The sequence below is a fragment of the Neobacillus sp. DY30 genome, from assembly GCF_030123065.1.
In the GTDB taxonomy this organism is placed as follows: domain Bacteria; phylum Bacillota; class Bacilli; order Bacillales; family Cytobacillaceae; genus Neobacillus.
This window is the reverse complement of record NZ_CP126093.1, coordinates 4,154,228-4,178,806: the sequence shown is the minus strand read 5'-3', so window position 1 is coordinate 4,178,806 and position 24,579 is coordinate 4,154,228. Positions and strand designations below refer to the sequence as shown.

General features: G+C 39.0%; 25 protein-coding genes. 21 read left to right on the top strand and 4 right to left on the bottom strand.

Annotation, left to right across the window (positions count from 1 at the left end; all coding sequences use genetic code 11):
• Nucleotides 1-81 precede the first annotated feature (81 nt).
• Nucleotides 82-906 carry an SGNH/GDSL hydrolase family protein gene (locus tag QNH29_RS20525; RefSeq protein ID WP_283861178.1) on the top strand — a complete coding sequence of 275 codons (825 nt, stop codon included), beginning with the start codon at nt 82-84 and terminating at the stop codon, nt 904-906.
• 6 nt (nt 907-912) lie between these two features.
• The gene (locus QNH29_RS20520; protein WP_283861177.1) at nt 913-1,491 is read left to right on the top strand and encodes a YpmS family protein; all 579 of its coding nucleotides are present in this window, start codon (nt 913-915) and stop codon (nt 1,489-1,491) included.
• Nucleotides 1,492-1,528: 37 nt separating this feature from the next.
• Here QNH29_RS20520 and QNH29_RS20515 read toward each other — a convergent pair whose 3' ends face one another.
• On the bottom strand, nt 1,529-2,275 hold the full coding sequence (locus QNH29_RS20515) for a DUF4397 domain-containing protein (RefSeq protein ID WP_283861176.1): 747 nt from the start codon (nt 2,273-2,275) through the stop codon (nt 1,529-1,531).
• 306 nt (nt 2,276-2,581) lie between these two features.
• On the opposite strand from QNH29_RS20515, the gene rsgA reads away from it, so the two are divergent.
• The 3 genes from rsgA (at nt 2,582) to msrB (ending at nt 4,886) form a co-directional block, all read left to right on the top strand.
• Nucleotides 2,582-3,652 (top strand): ribosome small subunit-dependent GTPase A, encoded by a 1,071-nt coding sequence (gene rsgA / locus QNH29_RS20510; protein ID WP_283861175.1) that lies wholly within the window; start codon nt 2,582-2,584, stop codon nt 3,650-3,652.
• Nucleotides 3,653-3,919: 267 nt separating this feature from the next.
• On the top strand, nt 3,920-4,462 hold the full coding sequence (gene msrA / locus QNH29_RS20505) for a peptide-methionine (S)-S-oxide reductase MsrA (RefSeq protein WP_283861174.1): 543 nt from the start codon (nt 3,920-3,922) through the stop codon (nt 4,460-4,462).
• A complete protein-coding gene (gene msrB, locus QNH29_RS20500; RefSeq protein WP_283861173.1) occupies nt 4,452-4,886 on the top strand; it encodes a peptide-methionine (R)-S-oxide reductase MsrB in 435 nt (144 codons plus the stop codon). Before msrA ends, msrB begins: the two co-directional genes overlap by 11 nt.
• A gap of 28 nt (nt 4,887-4,914) precedes the next feature.
• Here msrB and QNH29_RS20495 read toward each other — a convergent pair whose 3' ends face one another.
• Nucleotides 4,915-5,529: a DUF502 domain-containing protein gene (locus QNH29_RS20495; protein ID WP_481858745.1), complete on the bottom strand. Its 615-nt coding sequence runs from the start codon at nt 5,527-5,529 to the stop codon at nt 4,915-4,917.
• A 95-nt stretch (nt 5,530-5,624) separates the two neighbouring features.
• On the opposite strand from QNH29_RS20495, the gene QNH29_RS20490 reads away from it, so the two are divergent.
• The 3 genes from QNH29_RS20490 (at nt 5,625) to QNH29_RS20480 (ending at nt 8,548) form a co-directional block, all read left to right on the top strand.
• Nucleotides 5,625-5,771 carry a YjcZ family sporulation protein gene (locus QNH29_RS20490; protein WP_283861172.1) on the top strand — a complete coding sequence of 49 codons (147 nt, stop codon included), beginning with the start codon at nt 5,625-5,627 and terminating at the stop codon, nt 5,769-5,771.
• Between the two features lie 176 nt (nt 5,772-5,947).
• On the top strand, nt 5,948-7,414 hold the full coding sequence (locus QNH29_RS20485; RefSeq protein ID WP_283861171.1) for an NAD(P)/FAD-dependent oxidoreductase: 1,467 nt from the start codon (nt 5,948-5,950) through the stop codon (nt 7,412-7,414).
• Nucleotides 7,415-7,573: 159 nt separating this feature from the next.
• The gene (locus QNH29_RS20480) at nt 7,574-8,548 is read left to right on the top strand and encodes a S66 family peptidase (RefSeq protein WP_283861170.1); all 975 of its coding nucleotides are present in this window, start codon (nt 7,574-7,576) and stop codon (nt 8,546-8,548) included.
• 24 nt (nt 8,549-8,572) lie between these two features.
• Here QNH29_RS20480 and QNH29_RS20475 read toward each other — a convergent pair whose 3' ends face one another.
• Complete coding sequence (locus tag QNH29_RS20475) at nt 8,573-9,937, bottom strand: TrkH family potassium uptake protein (RefSeq protein WP_283861169.1); 1,365 nt, start codon at nt 9,935-9,937, stop codon at nt 8,573-8,575.
• 205 nt (nt 9,938-10,142) lie between these two features.
• Here QNH29_RS20475 and QNH29_RS20470 point away from each other — a divergent pair, with 205 nt between their 5' ends.
• From QNH29_RS20470 to QNH29_RS20430, 9 genes are all read left to right on the top strand, one after another.
• Complete coding sequence (locus QNH29_RS20470; RefSeq protein WP_283861168.1) at nt 10,143-11,489, top strand: aspartate aminotransferase family protein; 1,347 nt, start codon at nt 10,143-10,145, stop codon at nt 11,487-11,489.
• Nucleotides 11,490-12,182 carry a CoA transferase subunit A gene (locus QNH29_RS20465; protein ID WP_283861167.1) on the top strand — a complete coding sequence of 231 codons (693 nt, stop codon included), beginning with the start codon at nt 11,490-11,492 and terminating at the stop codon, nt 12,180-12,182.
• Complete coding sequence (locus QNH29_RS20460; RefSeq protein ID WP_283861166.1) at nt 12,167-12,832, top strand: 3-oxoacid CoA-transferase subunit B; 666 nt, start codon at nt 12,167-12,169, stop codon at nt 12,830-12,832. Before QNH29_RS20465 ends, QNH29_RS20460 begins: the two co-directional genes overlap by 16 nt.
• 34 nt (nt 12,833-12,866) lie before the next feature.
• Nucleotides 12,867-14,135: a peptidase gene (locus QNH29_RS20455; protein WP_283861165.1), complete on the top strand. Its 1,269-nt coding sequence runs from the start codon at nt 12,867-12,869 to the stop codon at nt 14,133-14,135.
• A 72-nt stretch (nt 14,136-14,207) separates the two neighbouring features.
• Entirely contained in the window at nt 14,208-15,629 is a 1,422-nt protein-coding gene (locus QNH29_RS20450) for an aldehyde dehydrogenase family protein (protein WP_283861164.1), read from the top strand.
• 65 nt (nt 15,630-15,694) lie between these two features.
• On the top strand, nt 15,695-16,549 hold the full coding sequence (ablB, locus tag QNH29_RS20445; protein WP_283861163.1) for a putative beta-lysine N-acetyltransferase: 855 nt from the start codon (nt 15,695-15,697) through the stop codon (nt 16,547-16,549).
• Between the two features lie 53 nt (nt 16,550-16,602).
• The gene (locus QNH29_RS20440) at nt 16,603-17,988 is read left to right on the top strand and encodes a sigma-54 interaction domain-containing protein (RefSeq protein WP_283861162.1); all 1,386 of its coding nucleotides are present in this window, start codon (nt 16,603-16,605) and stop codon (nt 17,986-17,988) included.
• A gap of 122 nt (nt 17,989-18,110) precedes the next feature.
• Nucleotides 18,111-19,535 carry a lysine 2,3-aminomutase gene (gene kamA / locus QNH29_RS20435; RefSeq protein ID WP_283861161.1) on the top strand — a complete coding sequence of 475 codons (1,425 nt, stop codon included), beginning with the start codon at nt 18,111-18,113 and terminating at the stop codon, nt 19,533-19,535.
• Nucleotides 19,536-19,550: 15 nt separating this feature from the next.
• On the top strand, nt 19,551-19,835 hold the full coding sequence (locus QNH29_RS20430) for a YokU family protein (RefSeq protein ID WP_283861160.1): 285 nt from the start codon (nt 19,551-19,553) through the stop codon (nt 19,833-19,835).
• Between the two features lie 31 nt (nt 19,836-19,866).
• Here QNH29_RS20430 and QNH29_RS20425 read toward each other — a convergent pair whose 3' ends face one another.
• Entirely contained in the window at nt 19,867-20,970 is a 1,104-nt protein-coding gene (locus QNH29_RS20425; RefSeq protein WP_283861159.1) for an AI-2E family transporter, read from the bottom strand.
• 171 nt (nt 20,971-21,141) lie between these two features.
• Between QNH29_RS20425 and QNH29_RS20420 the strand changes: the two genes are divergently transcribed.
• From QNH29_RS20420 to QNH29_RS20405, 4 genes are all read left to right on the top strand, one after another.
• Nucleotides 21,142-21,363 (top strand): YozE family protein, encoded by a 222-nt coding sequence (locus QNH29_RS20420; protein WP_283861158.1) that lies wholly within the window; start codon nt 21,142-21,144, stop codon nt 21,361-21,363.
• 248 nt (nt 21,364-21,611) lie between these two features.
• On the top strand, nt 21,612-22,292 hold the full coding sequence (locus QNH29_RS20415) for a GntR family transcriptional regulator (RefSeq protein ID WP_283861157.1): 681 nt from the start codon (nt 21,612-21,614) through the stop codon (nt 22,290-22,292).
• Nucleotides 22,293-22,471: 179 nt separating this feature from the next.
• Entirely contained in the window at nt 22,472-23,548 is a 1,077-nt protein-coding gene (gene uxuA / locus QNH29_RS20410) for a mannonate dehydratase (RefSeq protein WP_283861156.1), read from the top strand.
• Nucleotides 23,548-24,384, top strand: coding sequence for an SDR family oxidoreductase (locus QNH29_RS20405; protein ID WP_283861155.1), 837 nt, complete (start codon nt 23,548-23,550; stop codon nt 24,382-24,384). Before uxuA ends, QNH29_RS20405 begins: the two co-directional genes overlap by 1 nt.
• The last annotated feature ends 195 nt before the right edge of the window (nt 24,385-24,579 follow it).

Sequence of the window (24,579 nt, the reverse complement as noted above, 5' to 3'; positions counted from 1 at the left end):
AATGAATAGGAAATAGTGCCAGTTTGTTTTGTATTATTTTTGTTTTGTTATAATATCATTAGTAAGAAGGTGGTGAATCGAATGAAAAAAGTTTTCACCTTTCTTGTTCTTTCGACATTTTTCTTAAGTTCTTGCAGTAAACCCGATCGGTTGGAATTTCATAAAGTACGGACGGCTTCTGCTGTGGTTTATGAAGAGATTCCTGCCGATTTTGTCCCAAAGGAAATAAAGATTATTTCTGCTGGTGACTCTTTGACAGAAGGTGTAGGAGATAGTACCAAAACTGGAGGATATCTGCCTTATTTAAGAACTTTGCTCGAGGAAGAAAAGGGTATTAAGGAAGTTGATTTCTATAACTTCGGTGTAAAAGGTAATCGTAGCCCGCAGTTACTAAAAAGACTTCAGACAGATGAGATGAAAGATACTCTTGGTTCAGCTGATTTGGTGATTTTGACGATTGGCGGCAATGACATTATGAAGGTTGTCAGAGATAATATCTCAAATCTCCAGTTATCCGTATTCAATAAGGAAAGAGAAGTATACATTCATAATTTGAATGAAATTATGAATACGATTATTCGAGTGAATCCCGAAGCCTATATCGTTTTGGTTGGAGTATACAATCCTTTTTCTCAGTGGTTTTCGGATATTAAAGAGTTCGATCAAATCGTATCGGATTGGAATAAAGCAAGTCAAAGCGTTGTTTCTAATTATTCAAATGCTTATTTTGTTGGGATTGAAGACCTTTTTATAAACCCAACAGAAAGTTTATTGCATACAGACAAGTTTCATCCCAACGATAAAGGGTATGAATTAATTGCAGATCGATTAAACGAAACTATAGAAGAACGGACATTACCTGATCTCGTTAAAAAAGCGTATATGGTCAGTAAAGAGGAGAATTAGCTTTCTATGAAAAATAAATGGAAAACGGGATTCTTTCTTTTATTAGGGTTTATTGTCATTATTGTTATTATTCTTTTATCTTTAATCATGATACCGGCCGATGAAAAAGGGAAGATTCAACAAACTGAACCTAATAACAAGAATGTTACTTTCGAGGTTAAATCGAATAAGGCAGATCTCAATGTATTAATAAACCAATATATTAAAAAGGAAGCGGCCGATTCACCAATAGAATATAGTATACAGCTGCAGGATGAAGTGGAATTGTATGGGACCTTACAATTCTTTAGTCAAGAAGTAGATTTAAAGCTTACCTTCGAACCAGAGGCATTAGAAAATGGTGACTTAGTTCTAAAGCAAAAGTCAATTTCAGTTGGAAGCCTCCCTTTACCTGTTTCCTATGTACTGAAATTTATCAAAGAAAATTATAAGCTGCCGAATGGTGTTGACATTCAGCCAAATGAAAAAAATGTTTATGTTAACATGCAGCAAATAAAGCTAAAAAGTGATGTAAGAATAAAAGTAAACACATTTGATTTAAAAAATGATGATATTACATTTTTAATACTGGTACCCGTAGAATAGGTGGCTCACAAATCTGTGAACCACCTTATTACTTTGCCTAATCTTTCAAGATCATTGCTTGTAAGGCAGGTTCACCTTTAGAAAGACCTAGAAATACAATTGTATAGGTTTCATTTGGACGAAACTGTGCTCTTGGCAATGGCAGGATCACATTTTTTGTTCCTGCCTCTCTAGCCTCTAAGTCTACCGTCATCGGCATAATGCCTAAATAGTCGGTAGCCTGTTTGTAGGATACGTTTGGAAAGACCACATCTCGGTCTTTAACAGCAATATCCAAGGCACCTGTATCAGATGATAGATGCAGAAAACGGATTTTTGATTCATTTGACGGCACTTCCGGTTGATTCAGGTAAGGCAGCAGGCGCATTTTTTTTACCGAGTCAATGGCGGCTAGTGTGTATGTTTTACCAGGCTCAACTGTAATTCTCTTGTTCAGAACACTATCTACTGAATTTCCTGTTGGGTAAATATCAATGTGATATTTGCCAGGCTTTAATGCTAAATAGTTGCTTGCCACTCTGAATGGGAGTCGTTTGACTTGCATTTGCCCATTAATATAAATATCCATATCGGGGGAATCAGGTGAGGTGTGAAGGAACCGGACTCTGCCTTCGGACTGGTTTTGTTGGATGTTACGCATGATCATCGCTTTATTCATATATTTTAAATGTTTAAGATAGTAATGCATGTGCAGGTTTGGGTTCGAGTATTTAAAATTATGAGCCAGCAAATCATACATTGCAGCTCTTTGAAGATAATCAGTATGATTTTTATTTCCAGACATACCATTTGCTCCTTTCTTTCGTTCTTTACAAATTAATTTATTCATGCATGTTTAGGTGGGTGTCTTTATTTGGATTTTTTGTTTACAAATGGATAAAGTCGGCATATACTTAATACAAATAAGTCGGAAAGCGGGTGAAGTGTAATGTTAATTGAAAATACGTTAAGTGCCGTTGATTTCAATATCGTTTGCACAGCCCGAGGATTCACCAACTAGGGGAATCTATACCCATTATTCCTTTGTGAATATCAACCATGGGCTGTGTTGCCTATGGTTTTTTATTTTACATTTTTTGGAGGAATATGGATGAATTTAAATACAATTGGACTAACTGAAAAAATTAAAAATGACTTTCAAGCATTAAAACAAAATGACGAGATGATAATTGGCCGGGTTGCCTTGGAACATAAGCATTTATATCGTGTATGGACAGAGCATGGCGAATTACTTTGTGAGGTTTCAGGCAAATTTAATTTTGAGGCATTAAGTCGTGAAGATTATCCTTCGGTGGGAGATTGGGTCATGCTCAAGCCTCGTGTTGATGAAGGAAAAGGAACGATTTATTCAGTCATGCCCCGCTTTAGTAAATTTTCTCGTAAATCCGCTGGGAGAACGGCTGAAGAACAAATTGTTGCTGCAAACGTCGATACAGTTTTTATTGTAAACTCGTTAAATGATGATCTTAACTTAAGAAGAATTGAACGCTATCTGCTGCTGACATGGGAAAGTGGAGCTAACCCTGTTATTGTCTTAAGTAAGGCGGATTTATGTAATAATATCGAGGAAAAACTTGCAGAAGTTGAAGCAATCGCGTTAGGCGGTGTACCGGTTATTGCAATTAGTGCAGAGTTGAAGAGTGGGATTGAGAAGCTTGCACCATACTTACAGCCAGGAAAAACCATTGCGTTATTAGGGTCTTCAGGGGTAGGGAAATCAACGTTAACCAATTTGTTAGTAGGTGAACAAAAGCAAGCGGTCAAGGAGATTCGTGAAAGTGATGACAAAGGGCGCCACACGACCACCCACCGTGAACTGATTCAGCTTCCAACTGGAAGCGTACTGATTGACACACCAGGAATGCGAGAATTACAGCTTTGGGAAAGTGCCGATGGTTTAACTGAAACCTTTTCAGACATTAATCAATTGGGTGAACTGTGTAAATTTCGGGATTGTAAGCATAAGGATGAGCCGGGCTGTGCTGTCCTGGAGGCGATTGAAGATGGTACATTAGATGCAGGACGCTTAACCAGCTACAACAAGCTCCAAAAAGAACTCGCCTATATCGAAAGAAAAGCCGACAAACGTGCTCAAACAGAAGAACAAAAAAAGTGGAAAAACATTACAAAACAGTCTAGACAAAAAAAGAAATTTAAATAGGGAATTGCAGCCGAACCCTGTGAATGGGGTTCGGCTTTATATTTGTATTAAGGTTTAGAAATTATAATGAGTTTAAATCTGCATCGCAGATATATTTGTATTTACTCAGATATATTTCTTCTAAAGCAGATAAATTCAATTTATCGAAGATATATTGAGATTATCGCAGATAATATACATTGTTGCGAAAAACAGCAAATTGTATTTCTTGGTAAAGATTCGGTATACTCATAGTCAAAGCAACATAATCCAAAAGGGGTGGAAATAATGGAGGCAACAAAACAACTGGCCACTTTTGCCGGCGGCTGTTTTTGGTGTATGGTGAAGCCATTTGATGAACAGCCGGGTATTATTAGTGTCATTTCGGGATATACCGGCGGACATGTAGAAAATCCTACATATGAACAGGTTTGTTCCGAGTCTACCGGCCATTATGAGGCCGTTCAAATTATCTTTAATCCAGAAATTTTTCCATATGAAAAACTGCTTGAACTATTTTGGCAGCAAATCGACCCAACCGATCCTGGCGGCCAATTTTACGACCGCGGTCAGTCCTATCAAACAGCTATTTTTTATCATGATGAAAAACAGAAAGAGCTCGCAGAACAGTCTAAAAAGGTATTGCAGGAAAGCGGCCGTTTTTCTAAACCGATTGTAACGCCCATTCTGCCTGCGAAAACCTTCTATCCAGCGGAAGAATACCATCAGCATTATTATAAGAAAAATAAAGCTCACTATGAAGGATACCATGTAGGATCTGGGAGAGCTGGTTTTATTAAAGCACATTGGGGGGAGAAGAATGAAAAATAAGGAACAACTGAAAAAAGAATTATCGCCAATTCAATATGAAGTAACGCAAAATAACGGCACAGAGCCTCCATTCCGTAACGAATATTGGAATGAAACGAGAGATGGCATTTATGTAGATATCGTGTCTGGAAAGCCATTATTTAGTTCGCTTGATAAGTACGACGCGGGCTGTGGCTGGCCGAGTTTTACGAAGCCGATTATAGAAGAAGAAGTAATGGAGAAGGAAGATTATAGCCATTTCATGGTTCGAACAGAAGTGAGAAGTAAAACTGCTGATTCTCATTTAGGTCACGTTTTCGATGATGGTCCTGGTCCAAATGGACTGAGATATTGCATTAATTCAGCAGCCCTGCGCTTTATTCCGAAAGATAAATTGGCTGAAGAAGGTTACGGAGACTATAAGAAGCTGTTTGATGAGCATTAGAAAAAGCCGCCAACTTGTGCGGCTTTTCTCAATTTTCTTTTGCTTTTGAAGAGGAGGTCATGCCGCCAGAAAGGATAAATTTCATTGCATCTTCCGGCCTTACATTAATAATTTCTACTTGTTCTTTCGGAATTAAAAAGGTAAATCCGGCAACTTGGAACGTTTGTGGAATATAAACTGCCACATGATCCTTAAGCGGGCTATAGAAATCATCTAATTGTTCGGAAGTAATAAACCCCATACTCCTCATCTCAGTTCCTGGAATGACGACAAGCGCCACTTTTGAAAAAGATTTTTTCTCCCCCAAAAATGATTGAACAGTATCTTTTATAACTGAGTAAATCGTTTTTACAACAGGAATTTTTTCGAGCCATTTATCAATCAGTCTAATAATACTGCCAGTTATAAATTTTGTAGATAACCAGCCTAGCAGAGTTATTAATACAATTGTCGTTAATAATCCGATACCAGGGATGTAATCATCCTGAAGATAAGGTCTTAATGTATTTCCTAGGAGTCCATCCAGAAACAGAAACGTTTTGTAAATAACAAAGACTACAAGAATAATGGGCACAATCGTCAAAATCCCGTTAACAAAGCTCTTCAATAGCGTTTTCAAATTCATCACCTGCATTTTCTTCATTGATTCTCATAATATAGGCGAATGCACAGACAGGTCAAGTACCTATTACATAAAGTAAGAGTGTTAACAGATAAAAACCTTAAGGAGTGAATGGGATGCATTATGGTCATGGTTTTGGTGGAGATTGTTGCGGTTACGGTTTTCCAGCTCAAGTAGGTGGCTGCGGATGGGGTTATGGCACATTCGTATTAATCGTAGTGTTGTTTATTCTATTAATTATCATCGGCGCTAGCTATTGCTAAATAAAAAAGACTCGGGCGAAAAGCTTTGAGTCTTTTTTGTTGTTTTCAAAAAACGAGCAAAACACGAACAATAAAAAAGTATTTTAAAATATAGTTCGTTTTTAATGTTGACGATGTGAAAAATCTTTGATATATTTACCAAGGGTTAAGTAAAAACGTCTTGGAGGTAATGGACAATGGATAATAGATATGATGTTATAGTAGTGGGTGCAGGCCCAGCGGGGATTTTTACCTGCTATGAACTTACACTAAAAATGCCGAACGCAAAGGTGCTGTTAGTGGACAAGGGGCATGATATTTATCGGAGAAATTGTCCAATTTTAGATAATAAAATTGAGAAATGCCCTCCAGCAGCTGGCAGGAAAGAGTATGCAGGATGTTTGCCTGCTTGTTCGATTACTGCTGGTTTCGGTGGTGCAGGTGCATACTCAGATGGAAAGTTTAATATCACAAGTGAATTTGGCGGCTGGATGACTGATTATCTTCCAGATTCTCAAGTGGTTGATTTGATTAAATATGTAGATGAAATTAACCTGAAGCATGGTGCAACTGAAAGTATTACGGATCCATTAACAGATAAAGTAAAGGACATCGAGCGCCGCGGTTTTGCAGCTGGTTTAAAATTATTACGTGCTCAAGTTCGTCACCTTGGAACAGAGCAAAACTTAGAAATTATGAAAAGTATCTTTGAATACTTAAATGATAAAATTGACATGTCTTTTAAAACAGAAGTGCTGGATTTGATTACTGAGAAGACAGCTGATGGCTATGTAGTAAAGGGTATTAAGTTAAAAGGAGATAAGGACCTATTTGCAGATAAAGTGGTGATCACTCCTGGTAGAGATGGTTCAAAATGGCTGACTGATATCTTAAAGTCACGCCGCCTAAAGATGACTAGTAATCAAGTAGATATCGGGGTTCGTGTTGAAACATCCGACATCGTTATGCAGGAAATTAATGAAAATTTATATGAAGGAAAATTTGTTTTCAATACATCTGTTGGAACAAGAGTGCGTACATTCTGCAGCAATCCTTCAGGACATGTTGTTGTAGAAAACCACTCCGGTATCATGCTTGCCAATGGGCATGCTTACAAGGATCCGAACCTCGGAAGCCCAAATACCAACTTCGCATTGCTTGTCTCTCATACATTTTCGGAGCCATTTGATAAGCCGACCGAATACGCGCACGAAGTATCACGCCTTGCGAATTCCCTTTCAAATGGCGGGCTAATCGTTCAAAAGTATGGAGATATCTTAAAAGGACGCCGTTCAACGGAAAAAAGAATTAAAGAGGGATTCATTGAGCCGACTTTAAAAGAGGCGGTCCCAGGAGATTTAGGATTGGTTCTTCCATATAATACTCTTAAGAGTTTAATTGAAATGACTGAAGCTTTGAATCAAGTTACACCAGGATTAGCGTCAGAACACACTTTGTTTTACGGAGTCGAGGCAAAATTCTATTCTGCTAGACCAAAGCTTAATGACAAGTTTGAATCTGAAATCAGCGGTTTATACGTAGGCGGCGACGGCGCAGGAATTACCCGCGGTCTTGCTCAAGCAAGCGCATGCGGCGTCTGGATCGCACGAGACATCATTAAAAAGGCAACAACAGAACGAAATAAGGAAGTCGTTATGGCCTAAACCCGCTATATTAGCGGGTTTTCTTTTTTTGGTTTGAGCTTGATAGCAGATATCTGCGATAAATTAGGAATATCTGCGTTAAACGAAATATATCCTCGCTGCCCCAATACCCAACATTTTCTGGTAAACTAAACTAAAAAAAGGAGGCTACCCAATATTATGCTGCCAAATCGATTATCTCCCGGGGATGAAATTAGGGTAATTGCGCCATCTACAAGTATGGCGGTCATTAAAGGGAAGCAGGTGGAACTCGCTACAGAGCGGTTAAACCAGCTGGGCTTTGCCGTTACGTTTGGGAAACATGTGGACGACCACGATGAATTTTTCACGACTTCAATTGAACAAAGGATTGAGGATTTACACGATGCCTTTCGCGACCCAAATGTTAAAGGGATATTAACGGCACTCGGCGGCTATCATGCCAATCAGTTATTAAACTACATAGATTATGATTTAATTCAATCAAACCCTAAAGTGATTTGCGGCTATAGTGACATTACCGCATTATGTGCGGCCATTTATCAAAAAACGGGATTAATTACATATTCTGGACCATTTTTTTCAACATTTGGAGTGAAATATGGTTTAGATTATACACTTCAATCTTTTTTAGAAGCTGTAACAAATGATGCACCATATGAGGTGAATCCGTCACCTGTCTGGAGTGATGATAAATGGTATCTAGATCAGGAGGAACGTACCTTCATCGAACAAGAAAACTATTTGGTGATCCAAGAAGGCGAAGCTGAAGGAAAACTGATTGGCGGGAATTTAAGTACACTGCACCTGCTGCAGGGGACAGAATATATGCCATCATTAAAGGATTGTATTCTTTTCATCGAGGAGGATCATGAAGCACATATTCATTCTTTTGACCGTGTGCTGCAATCATTGCTTCAACTACCTGAGGCAGCGAGTATAAGAGGAATTCTCATTGGCAGATTTCAGAAGGATTCAAATGTAACAGAAGCCGCGATAAAGAGAGTTATCGCAACAAAGGGTGAATTGAAAAATATTCCAGTAATTGCAAACGTCAATTTCGGACATGTTCAGCCTATTGCTACTATTCCGATAGGAGCAAACGCAGCGATCTTAGGCTCAGGCACCACAACTACAATCACCATAAACCCATAATAAAAGGGGGACTCAAATCCCCCTTTACCCGATCGTAACTTTTTCTTTTGGATAATGAATTTTTTCCTTGCTATTATCTTTACCTCTTAAAATCAACAGGAACGTCACAATCCCTAATCTTCCGATAAACATCAAACAGATAATGAGTATTTTCCCGAACGTGGTTAAAATCGGTGTTAAACCCATTGATAAACCATTGGTTCCGAACGCTGACGTTACTTCAAACACCACCTGGATCAGTGTTCCTTTTTCAGTTATAGATAGTATTAAGATCGAGATTAAACAGAGGGAGGCGGCTGTGGAAATCACGATAAATGATTTAATAACATCCTCCGTATGCAGCTCTCTTCTAAATACTTTAATTGAACCTTTTCCTCGTGCATAAAAGAAAATCGCTAGTAAAACAATTGCAAACGTAGTGGTCCGAATTCCACCGCTGGCGCTGCTCGGTGAACCGCCGATAAACATTAATACCGACATAAAAATCTGATTACTCGGTGTAAATTCATTCAAATCCATTGTTGCTAACCCAGCACTTTTGGTGGTGGTGGAATTAAATAGCGAATAAAATAAAATTTCTTGCCAAGACTTTTCGGAAAAGAAGTGATAACTATCGAGTAGATAGATGATAATACCGCCTGCAATCGTTAGAATGACAAATGTGGCGGTGGTTAACTTCGTAAATAAAGTGAAATGATACCTGCGTTTACTCTTTAAACTTAAAAAATATTCATAAACCTCAACAATAACCGGGAAACCTATAGCCCCGATAATCATTAATAAAATAATTACTGTTTGAACAAAGTAGTCATTATTAAATGGTAGTAACGATGTTCCTGTAATATCGAATCCTGCATTAGTCGTGGCACTAATAGAGGCAAAAAATCCATGTTTAAAAGCAGACAATGGGCTGTCATAGTATGTTAAGAAACGAAAACCTAAAATGATTCCGCCGATAATTTCAAAGGAAATGATAGTAATAAAGATCCTTTTTGCGAGCTGTACCAAACCAGATAAATTTGATTGATTTTGGTCGACCATGATTAGTTGCCGTTCCCTTAATCCTACTTTTTTTCCAATCATAATCCATAGGAAGGTACTTAGAGACATCACGCCTAACCCGCCTATTTGGAGGATAATAGACAAGAGAACTATACCAAAATTATTAAAGGTATCTTTTACCGAGATGACACTTAGACCTGTTACACTGACCGCACTGGCAGAAGTAAATAACGCATCAATAAAACTAAGGGAAACATTTTCACGATGTGCCCATGGTATTAATAAAAGGAATGTCGAAATAATTAAAGCAGATAAGTAAAAAACGACAATTAATTGAATCGTTGATAATTCTCTTTTTTTAGATATTGGCTTGTTCGATTTATTCATTTAATCCATCCTTAAGTAAATCTAAGTGTAATTCTATATGAATGAGCCAAAAAAGTAAAAGATAGTTTTCTCATTTTTCTAGAGTTATGTAGATAAAGGGTGCCTGGGGACTAGGAATGATTACAAAGCTCTTTTTAAGATAAATAAGATGAAAGTATTAAAAAACTTGCTCATACAATGAACTAAAAGGGGAAGTGGTGTCAGGTTGGAACGGACGTATCTAATAAAACCATCACTCGATGATACCTTGCCAATGATTGATTATGGTAAAGGAGTTTATTTGTATGATCGGGAAGGAAAAAAATATCTTGATGGGGCTTCTGGTGCTGTTACTGCAAATATTGGCCATGGAGTAACTGAAATCATCGAAGCGATGCAGGAACAAGCGAAAAGAATCTCATTTGTTTATCGTTCACAATTTACGAGTGAAGCAGCCGAAAAGCTTGCTGAGAAAATTTCAGCACTAACGCCGGGAGACCTTAATTGGTGCTTCTTTGTTAATAGCGGGTCAGAAGCCGTTGAAACGGCAATGAAAATGGCCATTCAATATTGGCAGGAAAAAGGAATACAAACCAAAACGAAGGTGTTATCAAGGTGGGTCAGCTATCATGGAATCACTTTAGGTGCACTCTCTTTGTCAGGTCATACAGCTAGAAGAGCGCGATTTGTTCCGCTGCTTGAGGAATTTCCGGTTATCAATCCCCCATACTGCTACCGCTGCCCTTATGGCCTTGAGTCACCTTCCTGCGGATATCTTTGTGCTCAGGAGCTTGAACATGCAATTAAACGCATTGGTGCACATCATATTGCCGCCTTTATAGCGGAACCGGTAATTGGAGCGGCCGGCGGTGCGATAGCTGCACCAAAGGATTATTTTAAAGTAATTAAAAAAATCTGTGATGACAATGATATCCTTTTGATTTCCGATGAGGTGATGACAGGATTTGGGCGCACAGGCTCGATGCTGGCCATGGAACAATATGAGGTTATTCCCGATATTGTGGCTTTAGGTAAAGGGATGGGGGCTGGCTATGCTCCTATAGCAGCTGCTCTTGCAAGTGAAAAGGTTATTGAGCCCATTTTAGCGGGGACAAAAGTGGTGATGAGCGGACATACTTTAAGTGCAAATCCACTATCCTGTGCCGTTTCTCTCGCCGTGCTCGAGTATTTGGAAAAAAACAAGATTGTTAGTGAAGTAGAATCCAAGGGAGATTACCTAATGAATCTTCTGCTCCCTTTAAAAAAACAATTTTCTTTTATCGGTGATATACGGGGGAAAGGTTTATTGCTTGGAATTGAATTTGTAGAGAACACTGCGAATAAAACTCCTTTTGCTAGAAAAGCCATGGTAACCCAAACCATGATTTCCCTTGCAAAAGAAAAAGGGCTGCTCGTTTATCCTGCAGGTGCAGGTATGGACGGAGTAAGCGGTGACTCGATTATTGTTTCGCCGCCATTAACGATTACGAAAAATGAAATAGAAGAATTAGTCTCCCTGTTAGCAGAAACATTTGAAGATTTTTCAAAGCAAATGAATTCGGGTGGTGTTTAAATGGAGAATCCATTTGGAAAGATTACAACCTTAGAAAAGGTTATGGAACTCTTTTATAACGGAATGACGTTAATGTTTGGGGGATTTGGCGGTGTCGGTTCCCCGCCGACACTCATTGATGGCATACTTGAAAAAGGGATACGGGACATCACATTAATCGGAAATGATACTGGATTTCCACATATTGGCATTGGAAAGCTAGTCAGTCAGGAAAGGGCAGTAAAGGTGATTGCCTCGCATATTGGTTCCAATCCCATTGCCGGTAAACTCATGCACGAAGGCAGGCTTGAGGTGGAATTTTCCCCGCAAGGAATTTTGGCAGAAAGAATCCGTGCAGGAGGAGTTGGTCTTCCTGCAATTCTTACCGACATTGGAATGGATAATGAACTTGTATCCAAAAACAAACCTCATTTTCTCCTCAACGGAAAGGACTACTTAATTGAAACAGCTTTAACTGCAGAAATATCAATTGTTTATGCCAAAAAAGCAGATCCCTATGGAAATTTAATATATGACAAAAGTGCCCGGAATACAAATCCGCTAGTGGCAATGGCAGGAGATATCACCATTGCAGAGGTTGAGGAAATCGTTTCGCTCGGAAGCCTTGCCCCTGATGAAATCATCACCCCTGGTGTGTTCGTAGATCATATTATTCCTTCGAAGGGAGTGAACTGGAAATGGGCTTGGGAGTAGATTATCGGAATATGATTGCAAGAAGAGCAGCGGAAGAAATCCGCAATGGAATGGTTGTAAACCTCGGTATTGGCATTCCCTCCTTAGTTCCCAATCATTTACCGAAGAGCATGATGGTCATGTTTCATGCTGAAAATGGGATCACAGGAATGGGACCAAGCCCTGAAAAAGGGAGAGAAGATAAGAACTTATGTAATGCAGGTGGATTTCCAGTTACCTTGAACAAAGGAGGTTCCTACTGCGATAGTGCTGTGGCATTTGGGATGATTCGCAGGGGACGGGTGGATATAACAATTTTAGGATCACTACAAGTTAGCTCACAGGGGGACTTGGCTAACTGGATTGTTCCAGGCAAAAAAGTCCCTGGAATGGGCGGTGCAATGGAGCTTGCCCAGAAAGCAAGAAAAGTAATTGTCACCATGAATCATTGTGATAAGGCAGGAAATCCAAAAATTGTCACTGCCTGCACGTTGCCTCTAACCTCTGCTGGTTGTGTAGATATGATTATCACCGAATTGGCTGTATTCCAAGTAACTCCGGAAGGATTACGGTTAACAGAATTGTTCGAACCATACGATTTACAGGAGGTCGCCAATAAGACGAAATGTGATTTTATAGTAAGTGATACAATCAGAAATATAACCTATTAATCTCACCCATTCTTTTATGGAAGGAGTGAAAATATTGAGTAAACATGAAGAAATAGTAAAGCAATGGCTGAAAGACAATCGTGCTAGAGGAACACGGTTTCTACAAATACTCGTCCAAGAGAATAGCACAAGAGGAAATGAAAGCAGTGCTCAGGCTGTCATCATTGAAAAATGCCGGCAGTTGGGGTTGAATCTCGATATTTGGGAAATTGACCGGGAAGAGTTAAAGGAGCATGAGGCATTCTGCTGTGACCGCGAGAGTTTTGATGGAAATCCGAATGTCGTTGCCGTTTTAAAGGGAACGGGAGGCGGAAAGTCAATCATCCTAAATGGACATATCGATGTGGTACCTGTAGGAGATGAGAAGAATTGGGAGCATGATCCATTTAGCGGGCATATTGAGTGTGGTAAACTTTATGGCCGCGGAAGCACCGATATGAAGGGTGGGACCGCAGCGCTAATCATGGCAATGGAATCTATTATTACTACAGGAATCAAGCTAAAAGGTGATGTTATTTTTCAGAGTGTGATTGAAGAGGAAAGTGGAGGTGCTGGTACGCTCGCTGCTGTTTTAAGGGGCTATCATGCAGACGGGGCAATTATTCCAGAACCAACGGGAATGAAAATTTTCCCGAAGCAGCAGGGTTCGATGTGGTTTAGAATTTCCGTAAAAGGCAGGGCAGCACACGGCGGAACGAGATATGAAGGTATTAGCGCCATCGAAAAAGCTGTATTAGTGATACAAAAACTGCAGCAGTTAGAGAAAAATCGGAATTTAAAAATCACTGACCCTCTATTTAACAGTATTCCAATCCCAATCCCGATTAATATAGGAAAAATAAATAGTGGGGAATGGCCATCATCTGTTCCTGATTTGGCTATCATTGAAGGAAGAATGGGTGTTTCCCCTGAGGAGACCATATCGGCCGCTCAAAGGGAAATGACAGCTGTTATGAAGGAGCTTAATGAACAAGATGAATGGTTCCAAGAAAATCCACTTGTAATTGAATGGTTTGGAGGAAGATGGCTGCCCGGAAATCTTGAAGTGGACCACCCATTAATGAAGACATTATCTCAGAGTTTCGTAGACATTAAGGGAGAAGAGCCGGTAATTGAAGCAAGTCCTTGGGGGACTGATGGCGGAATTCTTTCAAATGTAGGAAAAACGCCTGTCGTTGTGTTTGGTCCTGGAATTACGGCCACCGCACATGATGCCAATGAACATATTCTTTTGGAGGATCTGTTTGCAGCAAGTAAGATTATTGCACTGACACTATTGAAGTGGTGTGAAGTGAGTGAGTAATAGGTAATCCCTTCTAACTCGTAATATTTTATACAATAGTAAAAAATGAGTCTTTCATTTGGAGGGATTGTGATGAAGAAAGATTTATGGATAGGCGGCGAATTTCGAAGTGCTTCTTCCTATATGGAGTTGAAATGTCCGTTTAACTTGGAGAGTCTTGCCCAGATTGGTATTGCCAGTCCAGAGGATGTGCAAGCAGCTATAAATGCAGCCAAACAAGCTCAAGTGAAAATGGCAGAGCTTCCTGCTTTTGAACGGGCTGAAATACTAGAAAAAGTGGCGCAATTTTTAAAGGATGACCGTGAAGAATGTGCAAGAATCATAAGTTTAGAGGCCGCAAAACCACTTAAAGCTGCTAGAACAGAAGTAGATCGAACGATTATGACCTATACCTTTGCAGCTCATGAAGCGAGAAAAATTCACGGTGAAACTGTACCAATGGACGCCGCTCCTGGGGGACAGGGCAGGATCGCTTTTACCGTCCGGGAACCTTTAGGTGTCATAGCAGCCATCACTCCGTTTAATTTTCCAATGAATCTTGTTGCTCATAAAGTGGGTCCGGCTATCGCAGCGGGAAATAGTGTGGTCCTAAAGCCTGCGAGTCAAACGCCATTATCTGCATATAAAATAGCCCACTATTTTCACCGTGCAGGTCTACCGGCTGGTGCACTGAATGTCATCACCGGCAGCGGCCGCAGCATTGGCGATATACTTATAAAAGATGACCGAATCAAAATGATTACATTTACGGGAAGTCCTGAGGTCGGAACCTATATCCGAGAAAATTCAGGATTAAAACGGGTAACGCTGGAATTAGGCTCAAATTCGGCATTAATTGTTGACGAAGGAGTTCAATTAAAGCAAGTGATCCCTAGGATTGTGAACGGTGCCTTTGCCTATCAGGGGCAGGTTTGTATATCCATTCAACGGATATTTGTTCATGAAAATATTTTTGAAACCTTTGTAGAGCAGTTCGTTAGTGAAACGAAAAAGTTAAAGGCTGGGAATCCATTAGAGGTAGAAACAGACATTTCAGCGATGATTACTCGTGAAGATGTGCAGCGAACCCAAAGTTGGGTGGATGAAGCTGTCAAAAATGGCGCTGAATTGAGGCTGGGCGGCAGAGCGGAAGAAGGGATCTTTCAACCAACGGTACTTGTTAATGTTCCGGCCTCTGAAAAAGTAAGTTGTGAAGAGGTATTTGCACCGGTTGTTCATATCAATCCTTACAATCAATTTAGTGAAGCAATCAATCTAGTAAATGATTCAAAGTATGGACTTCAAGCAGGCATTTTTACAAATGATATCCATAAAGCACTTCAGGCAGCCAAAAAACTTGAGGTGGGAGGTGTCATGATTAACGAGATCCCAACGTTCCGTGTAGACCAAATGCCGTATGGCGGAGTTAAAATGAGCGGAATGGGCAGAGAAGGCATTAAATATGCAGTTGAAGAGATGACAGAACTAAAGCTGATCAGCTTTAAAACAGAGTAGAGAAAATGTCTGGCTGATTCAGTCAGGCATTTTTTTCAACAGCCTGGTCGGAAAGGAGTTATATCATGAACCAAAGTGCCGCCACTATGATAATTGAAGAGAGTAATTTCTTTTTGGAAATGTATCTGGATCCTTTTAATAAAAGAATTCGAATTGATGATTACCGTGGTAATTTACAGTTACTGTTAGAGAAAGTGGAGGAGTTAGCACACAAACACCAAGTGGAAAAATTAATAATGAAAGCGAGGTCAGAAGACTTTTTACCACTTTTTGAAAAAGGCTTACAGCCGGAAGCTGTTGTTGATCGTTATTTTCTTGGTTCACATGCTCATTTCTTTTCGAAGTTTTATACAATAGAACGAAAGAAAAATAATCATTGGATCACAGAGGACGCAATGATTAAGAGTATTTATCAATTAGACAGTACTACCGATAAACCCTATCCCCCAAACCAGTATGAGTTAAAAAAAGCAAATGAATCTTGTGCGGAGGAGCTTTCGGAATTGTATCGTGAAGTGTTTCAAATTTATCCTACACCATTACATGACCCGGAATATGTAAAAAAGACTATGAAGGAAGGGACCGTTTATTACGTTTTTTTTCACCAGGGGAAAATAGTCAGTGCGGCTTCAGCTGAAGTAAATTCTTTTTACAAAAATGCGGAATTAACGGATTGTGCAACCTTAAAGGAACACCGAACATATGGTTTAATGAAAATAATCCTCCGCGAGCTAGAGAGGGAACTTAAACGACAGGGAATTTACTGTGCCTATTCTATAGCAAGAAGTTTATCCTTTGGTATGAATGCGGTGTTATTCCAACTCGGATATCAGTATCGCGGGCGGCTAATGAATAACTGTTATATCTTTGACAAGCTTGAGAATATGAATATGTGGGTGAAGAATCTGGCAAACTGCTAATTTTTCGGCTTTTTGTGACGAATTCTCGGCACCTTTTATCGGGAGGTGAAAGAATGGTTCAACTGACAGCACTTACGGAGGAGGTACTCTCAGCCATACTGAAAACGATAGATGAGGGAATTCATGTGGTTAATACGGAAGGAAAAACCATTTTTTATAACGAAGTCGCAGCTCGGCATGACGGCATGGATGTGAAAGAAGTCCAGGGCAAACATCTATTAAATGCCTTTCCTTCCTTAACAGAGAGTTCAAGCACTCTGCTCCGAGTGATTAAAACTGGCAAGCCGATCTATAATCAAACACAGGTTTATGTGAATATCCACGGAAAACAAATTGATACGATCAATACAACACTTCCCATTTTTTTAGATAAAGAGATTATTGGCGCAGTTGAAATTGCGAAAGATTATTCGCGAATGAAGCAATTAGCAGAAAGTCTATTAGATTTACAAAGGAATGTGAATAAAACTAATAAGAAAAAAGCGTTAAAAAACGTTAAATATACATTGGATGATTTAAAGAGTAGAAACCCAGCTTTTTTGAGTATGAAGAATGAAGCCGAAAGATTAGCTAAATCAGATTCTCCCATTCTAGTATATGGCGAGAGCGGAACTGGCAAGGAGTTGTTTGTACAAGGTATTCATCATGCATCCCATCGAGGTAACGGTCCTTTTATTGCTCAAAACTGCGCAGCAATCCCAGAAACACTGCTTGAAAGTATTCTTTTTGGTACGGCAAAAGGCAGCTACACAGGCGCTGTTGAGAGAAAAGGGCTATTTGAGCTGGCAGATGGAGGAACACTATTTCTCGATGAGCTTCATACGATGCCGATTGAGCTTCAGGCAAAGTTATTGCGTGTTTTAGAGGATGGTATGGTACGAAGGGTTGGAAGCTCACAAAATATTTCGGTTGATGTCCGTGTCATTACAGCGATGAATGTCCATCCAACTGCCGCGCTGCAAAGTCAAAAGCTCCGCTCCGATCTCTATTATCGTCTTAATGTGTTTACCTTCTCGCTGCTGCCTATAAGGGAACGGAAAGAAGATATTCTATTTTTGACTAAGCATTTTATTGATTTTTTTAATAAGTCATTGAACAAAAAGATTAAGGGAATCGAGCAAAAAGTGGAAGGGTTCTTTATGAATTACCCTTGGCCAGGGAATGTAAGGGAGCTTAAGCATACGATTGAATACATGATGAATGTATGTGATGACGAAATCCTGCAAATGAAGGACCTGCCCATAATCATGAAGCAGCAGGCAGCAGGGTATGAAACTAGTGACAACCAGTTATCCTTAAGAAAAAATGTCGAAGAGCTTGAAAAAAAGCTGATCGACACTGCCCTCGAATTGTCAGCGGGAAATATCAAACATGCAGCCAAGCTCTTAGAGATTCCAAGACAAACCTTACAATATAAAATCAAAAAAATACAAGAATAACTGCCGAAAAATCGGCGGTTTTTTTATAAGATAAGGAATGCAAAGTATCCTTACCCGGACTAAGTGCATTGGCATAATTCTTGCATACTATCTTAGTAAAGCAGGGTAAGGAGGAAATACACATGAAACAAACATTATATAAGCCAGATAGGCATTGGAAGGATATAGAGCTTTGGAAAGATGTAAGTGAGGAGCAATGGAATGATTGGCTGTGGCAGCTGACCAATACCATTCGCACACTAGACGATTTAAAAAAGGTAATCAATTTAACTCCAGATGAAGAAGAGGGAGTTAGAATCTCTACAAAGACGATACCGCTGAATATAACACCGTATTATGCTTCACTAATGAATCCTGATGACCCACGCTGCCCCATTCGGATGCAGTCTGTTCCGATTTCTAAAGAAATCCATAAAACGAAGTATGACCTTGAAGACCCTTTATATGAGGATGAAGATTCACCCGTTCCCGGCTTAACACATCGTTACCCGGACCGCGTTCTGTTTCTCGTTACCAATCAATGCTCAATGTATTGCCGCTATTGTACAAGGAGACGCTTCTCTGGCCAAATTGGCATGGGCGTTCCGAAGAAACAGCTGGATGCAGCAATTAACTATATCCGTCAAACACCGCAAGTACGAGATGTACTAATTTCTGGCGGTGATGGGCTTCTTATTAATGATAATATCCTTGAATACATTTTAAAAAATCTACGCGAAATTGACCATGTTGAAATTATCCGAATTGGAACTAGGGCACCGGTAGTATTTCCACAGAGGATTACTGAAAACCTCTGTAACATTTTAAAGAAGTATCATCCAATTTGGTTGAATACTCATTTTAATACATCGATTGAAATAACCGAGGAGTCGAAATTGGCTTGTGAAATGCTAGCAAATTCAGGTGTCCCAGTCGGGAATCAATCGGTCATTTTAGCAGGAATCAATGACAGCGTCTCAATTATGAAAAAGCTTATGCATGACCTCGTTAAAATACGTGTTCGTCCATATTATATTTATCAATGTGACCTTTCCGAAGGAATTGGGCATTTCCGGGCACCTGTTTCTAAAGGTCTTGAAATTATCGAGGGCTTGCGTGGTCATACAAGTGGCTATGCAGTGCCTACGTTTGTCTTAGATGGGCCAGGGGGCGGAGGGAAAATATCACTTCAGCCGAATTATTTAATTTCGCAAAGTGCAGAAAAGGTTGTTCTCAGAAACTTTGAGGGAGTTATTACCTCCTATCCAGAACCAGAAAATTATAAACCTGGAACAGCAGAGGCTTATTTTAAAGAGGTTTACCCAGATATGGAGGAAAAACGATCAAATATTGGGATTGCAGGAATCATGAATGATCAGCATTTTAATCTTGTCCCAGAGGGTTTAACAAGACTACATCGCCGGAAAGAATACAATCAAAATCCAAACCATTCTACATTAAAGGACAAACGAAGTAAACGGGATGAATTGAAGGAGAAGAAATTTCAGGCATTACAGAACAAATCAGCACCTACTGAAAAAAATGATTCGGATAGCAACTCAGTTTGAAGGAGGAAATGAGGATTGAATACGGGATTAGTATGTGAATGGTGTGGTCTGGGTGCTGAAAAGGGAGAAAATACCGTTTACTGGGAACTACCAGACGGTACAAGAGCAATTCAAATTACAGAAACACCGGCGGTTGATTGTAAAGAATGTAAGATGATTTATCAAACAGATGAAATTACAAAGGAAATTGAAGATCAATTATTTCTAATTGATACGAAAAAAATTGGAAAAACTATTAGCTATAAAGAGTTAATGGCTCAGCCGAGACTGTTGAAGAGGAATTACTTTGACTTTTCATAATCAAAACCCCTATCTGGTGATAGGGGTTTTATCATTCCGTTTGAATGGATTTGGCAGCATTTTTTCTTGCTCGTAAAAATTTTACCAGGTTCAATACAATGGTTTTCATGACAGCGTAGAACGGGATTGCAAGTACCATCCCAAGGACTCCAGCCAAATTTCCAGCAGCTAATAAGATAATGATAATTGTTGCTGGATGTGTATCTAAGCTTTTTCCAAGAATAAGCGGTGATAAAACATTACCTTCAATCTGCTGCGCAATAAGAATAACCAAAACCACTAATAATGCTTTCGTAGGTGAATCAAATAAAGCAACAATTACCGCAGGTGCTCCTCCAAGAATTGGACCAATATAAGGAATAATGTTGGTAAAAGCTACAATTAAGGCCATAACAAGTGCAAATGGTAAATCAATGATCAGATATCCAATAAATGCGAGAGTCCCTACTGCCAAAGCTACAGTAACCTGTCCCTGAATATAGGCTGAGAGTGTTTCCCCCGTCTCTTTTAAAATCGATAAACCTTCCTGCCTGTATGCAGTGGGAAGAAATTTGGAGATTGCGGTTGGGAACCTATGCCCATCTTTAAACATATAGAATAATAAAAACGGAACCGTCACGAGAATAATGGCAATATTGGTAATCACACCAAGTATATTCGTAATACTGCCGGTAATTGTGTTTGGCAGCGTATTTGCGAATTCTAATAGTCTTTCCTGTACTGTCTTAAGAATATCTTTTTGTTCATCCATGACCCATTTAAATTGCGATGACTTTACGACACTGTCAAAAAACTTCATCGTTTTGTCTGCATACACGGGAAGCTCATTAGCTAGTGCTGTAAATTGTTTTGTGATTGCCGGAATTAAATTTCCGATGGCAAGTACACAGACAAGTATAAACACAACATATATAATGATGATAGCTATCAGTCTAGGTACTTTATGACGCTGCAAGAAATTAACTACGGGATTGAGTAAAAAATATAGAAAGCCTGTAATCAAAATGGGGAAAAAGATGGTTGAAAAAAAGATTCCGATTGGTTCAAATATGAAGGATATCTTAGTTGAAACCCAAATGATGGTTAAAATAAGCAAGACCTGAATTAACCAATATTGAAATTTTTTCTTAGCCAATGTTTGTACCTCTGTTTCTATGTATATTTGGTAAAATTATATCAATTTTATGTAATTTATACCAATCATTCTTTAGACTGTTTTTCAAATAAGACTCTAGACGTAGATTCATGCGTCCATTATAGTATCTTTAACAATATTTTACCTAACAAGATAAGAAAGGCGAAATGTATGAGGAAATCTTTTTATCACTTTTTATTGAAATATCGGCATCCGGAACCAAAGGACGCCATTAGCGCATTTGCAAATGATGCGTTTTTAGACCATAGCTTTCCAAAAACAGCAGAGAATTACCATGAAATCAGTTCCTACCTTGAAATGAACGGTCATTACTTAGAGTCAATGACAGTATTTGATGAAGCCTGGGAACTTTATTTGCTTTCGGAAAGTTAATAAACCTGAGTAAAACTTTTTAAATCGTCTCTACAAAAAGAGGCGATTTTTCTTTTATGCATTGTGTGAGAAGGCGAGGGATTAGTCCCCCTCCTACTCGATTATCTGACAAAGGTTTCCTTCTTTTTAAAAGGGTGAAAAAAAGAATAGTTTGAATTTTTTCAAAATTGGCTTCTTAAATAAAAATGGATATGTTAGAATCAGTGGCATACTAGTATGGTAGTGTGGTAGTGAGGAGAGGGAATTAAATGAAAATTATAGATACAAAAATGAAAACGGGTACAACTAGGGAACAGATTTATTCTCTTCTTATGGAAGAAATATTAAAATTCCGACTTGTACCAGGTGATAAAATTTCTGAAAAAGAAATCTCGGAGAAATTTAATGTTAGCCGGACACCTGTTAGAGAATCCTTCATTCAGCTTTCACAAGATGGATTATTAGATATTTATCCTCAAAAGGGGACGACCGTTTCGTTAATTGATTTAAATCTGGTGGAAGAAGCACGATTCATGAGAGAGCATTTAGAGGTTGCGGTTATTCAGTTAGCTTGTCAATCATTTCTGGAGGAACAGCTATTTTCGTTAGAAATGAATTTAATGAAACAAGAAAAGGCCATAAAAGAAAAAGATTATGAAAAGCTTTTTGAACTAGATGAAGAATTTCATGAAACTATCTTTGAAGGGTGCAATAAAAAAAATATTTGGAGTTCGATTCAAAGTATGAACACTCATTTTAAACGATTACGGATGCTCCGTTTAGCCACCGATTTAAATTGGGATAACATCTATCAACAGCATTTACTTCTTGTGAAATTCATAAAAAATAACATGGAGGAAGAGGCCGTTAATATGATGAAGGAACATTTAACCATGATTATTTTGGATAAAGAAAAACTTAGAAAAGAGTACCCTACTTACTTTAAGTAATAAACCCAAATAATAAAATTGAAGATTGCATGATTTTTAAGAAGCTTTTACCTTTGTTGAGAAAAACCATAAATTGTTAGAAAAGCACTGATCGTTTTTGAGTGGCCTTTCAATATGAAATAAATAGCTGGTTTCTATTATTCAAAAGAGTTTAATTAACAAGAGTAGGTGTACTTTTTATGAATATGACATTTCGTTGGTATGGCAGGGATAATGATACCGTATCACTTGAACAAATAAGGCAAATTCCAAATGTGAAAGGGATTGTTTGGGCGTTACATAAAAAACAGGTTGGTGAAGTTTGGAAGATTGATGAAATTCGGGAAGAAGTCGACTATATCCAATCATATGGTTTTCATGCGGATGTAGTTGAGAGTGTTAATATCCATGAATCAATCAAGCTTGGTAATCAAGAGCGAGATTATTATATTGAAAATTACAAACAAACCATTCGAAATTTAAGTAAGTTTAAAGTAAAAGTTATTTGTTATAATTTTATGCCTGTTTTTGACTGGATCCGTACTGATTTATTTCACCCGCTTCCAGATGGTTCAACAGCACTATTTTATGAGAAAGCAAAGCTTGATTCTCTTGGACCGAACGAGTTAATCGAAACCTTTACGAGTGTTTCTTCGAAAATGACCTTAGCTGGGTGGGAACCTGAAAAATTAGCAGCCACTCAAGAATTGTTTGAGGCGTATAAAGAGATTGATGAGGAAAAACTCTGGGACAACCTGCGTTATTTCTTATTAGAAATTCTCCCTGTATGTGAAGAGTGTGACATCAAAATGGCGATCCATCCGGATGATCCACCTTGGAGCTTGTTTGGGCTGCCGCGTATTATGACAGGGGGAGAAAGTTTGAAAAAACTAATATCCATTTCTAATTCTCCTGCAAACGGAATTACCTTTTGCACAGGTTCCTTAGGTTCAAACCCGAAAAATGATATGGTGGCTCTTGCTAAGAAATACGCTAAGTATTGTCCATTTTCTCACCTGCGTAACGTGAAAATATTTGATAATGGTGATTTTATTGAAACGTCTCACTTTAATGCAGATGGTTCGGTTGACCTTGCAGGAGTGGTCAAAGAGCTTTCTGAGCAAGATTACGAAGGGTATGTAAGACCTGACCATGGCCGCCATATCTGGGAGGAAGATTGCCGTCCGGGATATGGATTGTACGATCGAGCCCTTGGAATTATGTATCTGAACGGTCTATGGGATGCCTATTTAAAAATGAGAAAGGAGAACGTGTAATGTTACCTATACATGAACAGTTAAATGGAAGAGTGGCTGTTGTCACTGGTGGAAGTGGTGTTTTATGTTCCGAAATGTGCCGGGAACTTTCAAGGCACGGAGTAAAAGTCGCTATCTTAAATCGTACCGCTGAAAAAGGGGAAGCGGTCGCGGAAGAAATCCGTTCGAATGGCGGCACAGCCATTGCATTTGCAGCAAATGTCCTTGATCGTGCTTCGTTAGAAAAGGCAAGAGATGAAATCATTGAACATTTTGGAAAGATTGATATTTTAATAAATGGTGCCGGCGGAAACCATCCTGATGCTATTACTGCAAATGAAACCTATGGAGAAAAAGTGGAAGGCAAAACCTTTTTTGATCTTGATGAAGCAGGTTTTTCCCAGGTTTTTGCGAGTAATTTCACAGGAACATTTCTATCAAGCCAAGTGTTTGGCGAAAAACTATTAGAACAACATTCTCCAACGATCATCAATATCTCATCCATGAGTTCGTATACGCCGATGACAAAGGTTCCTGCTTATAGTGCAGCAAAAAGTGCCATCAATAATTTTACGATGTGGATGGCTGTCCACTTTGCTGAAAAGGGCTTACGTGTGAACAGTATTTCACCAGGCTTTTTCTTAACGCAGCAAAATCGAAATCTATTATTGAATGAAGATGGATCACTTACATCACGTTCAAACAAAATTATTACGCATACACCAATGAGACGTTTTGGAACACCTGAGGATCTTCTAGGAACATTGATCTGGCTTGTTGATGAGTCATGTTCAGGATTTGTAACAGGGATTACCGTTCCTGTTGATGGCGGGTTTATGGCCTATTCAGGGGTTTAGGTTTCTGAAATATTGGAATCTAGGGGTCTTACCTCTATATTCTGCTCCCGATAAAAACAGACAGATAATTAATTAAAGTCTATTTTTATTAAGTGAAGATGACAGCGCTTTAAACAGAGTTAGGCGATCATTGCTCTATGTCTTGTCAGAATTAGTAACTGTTCCAATGGAGTTGTTCTCTGGAGAATAAGCCAT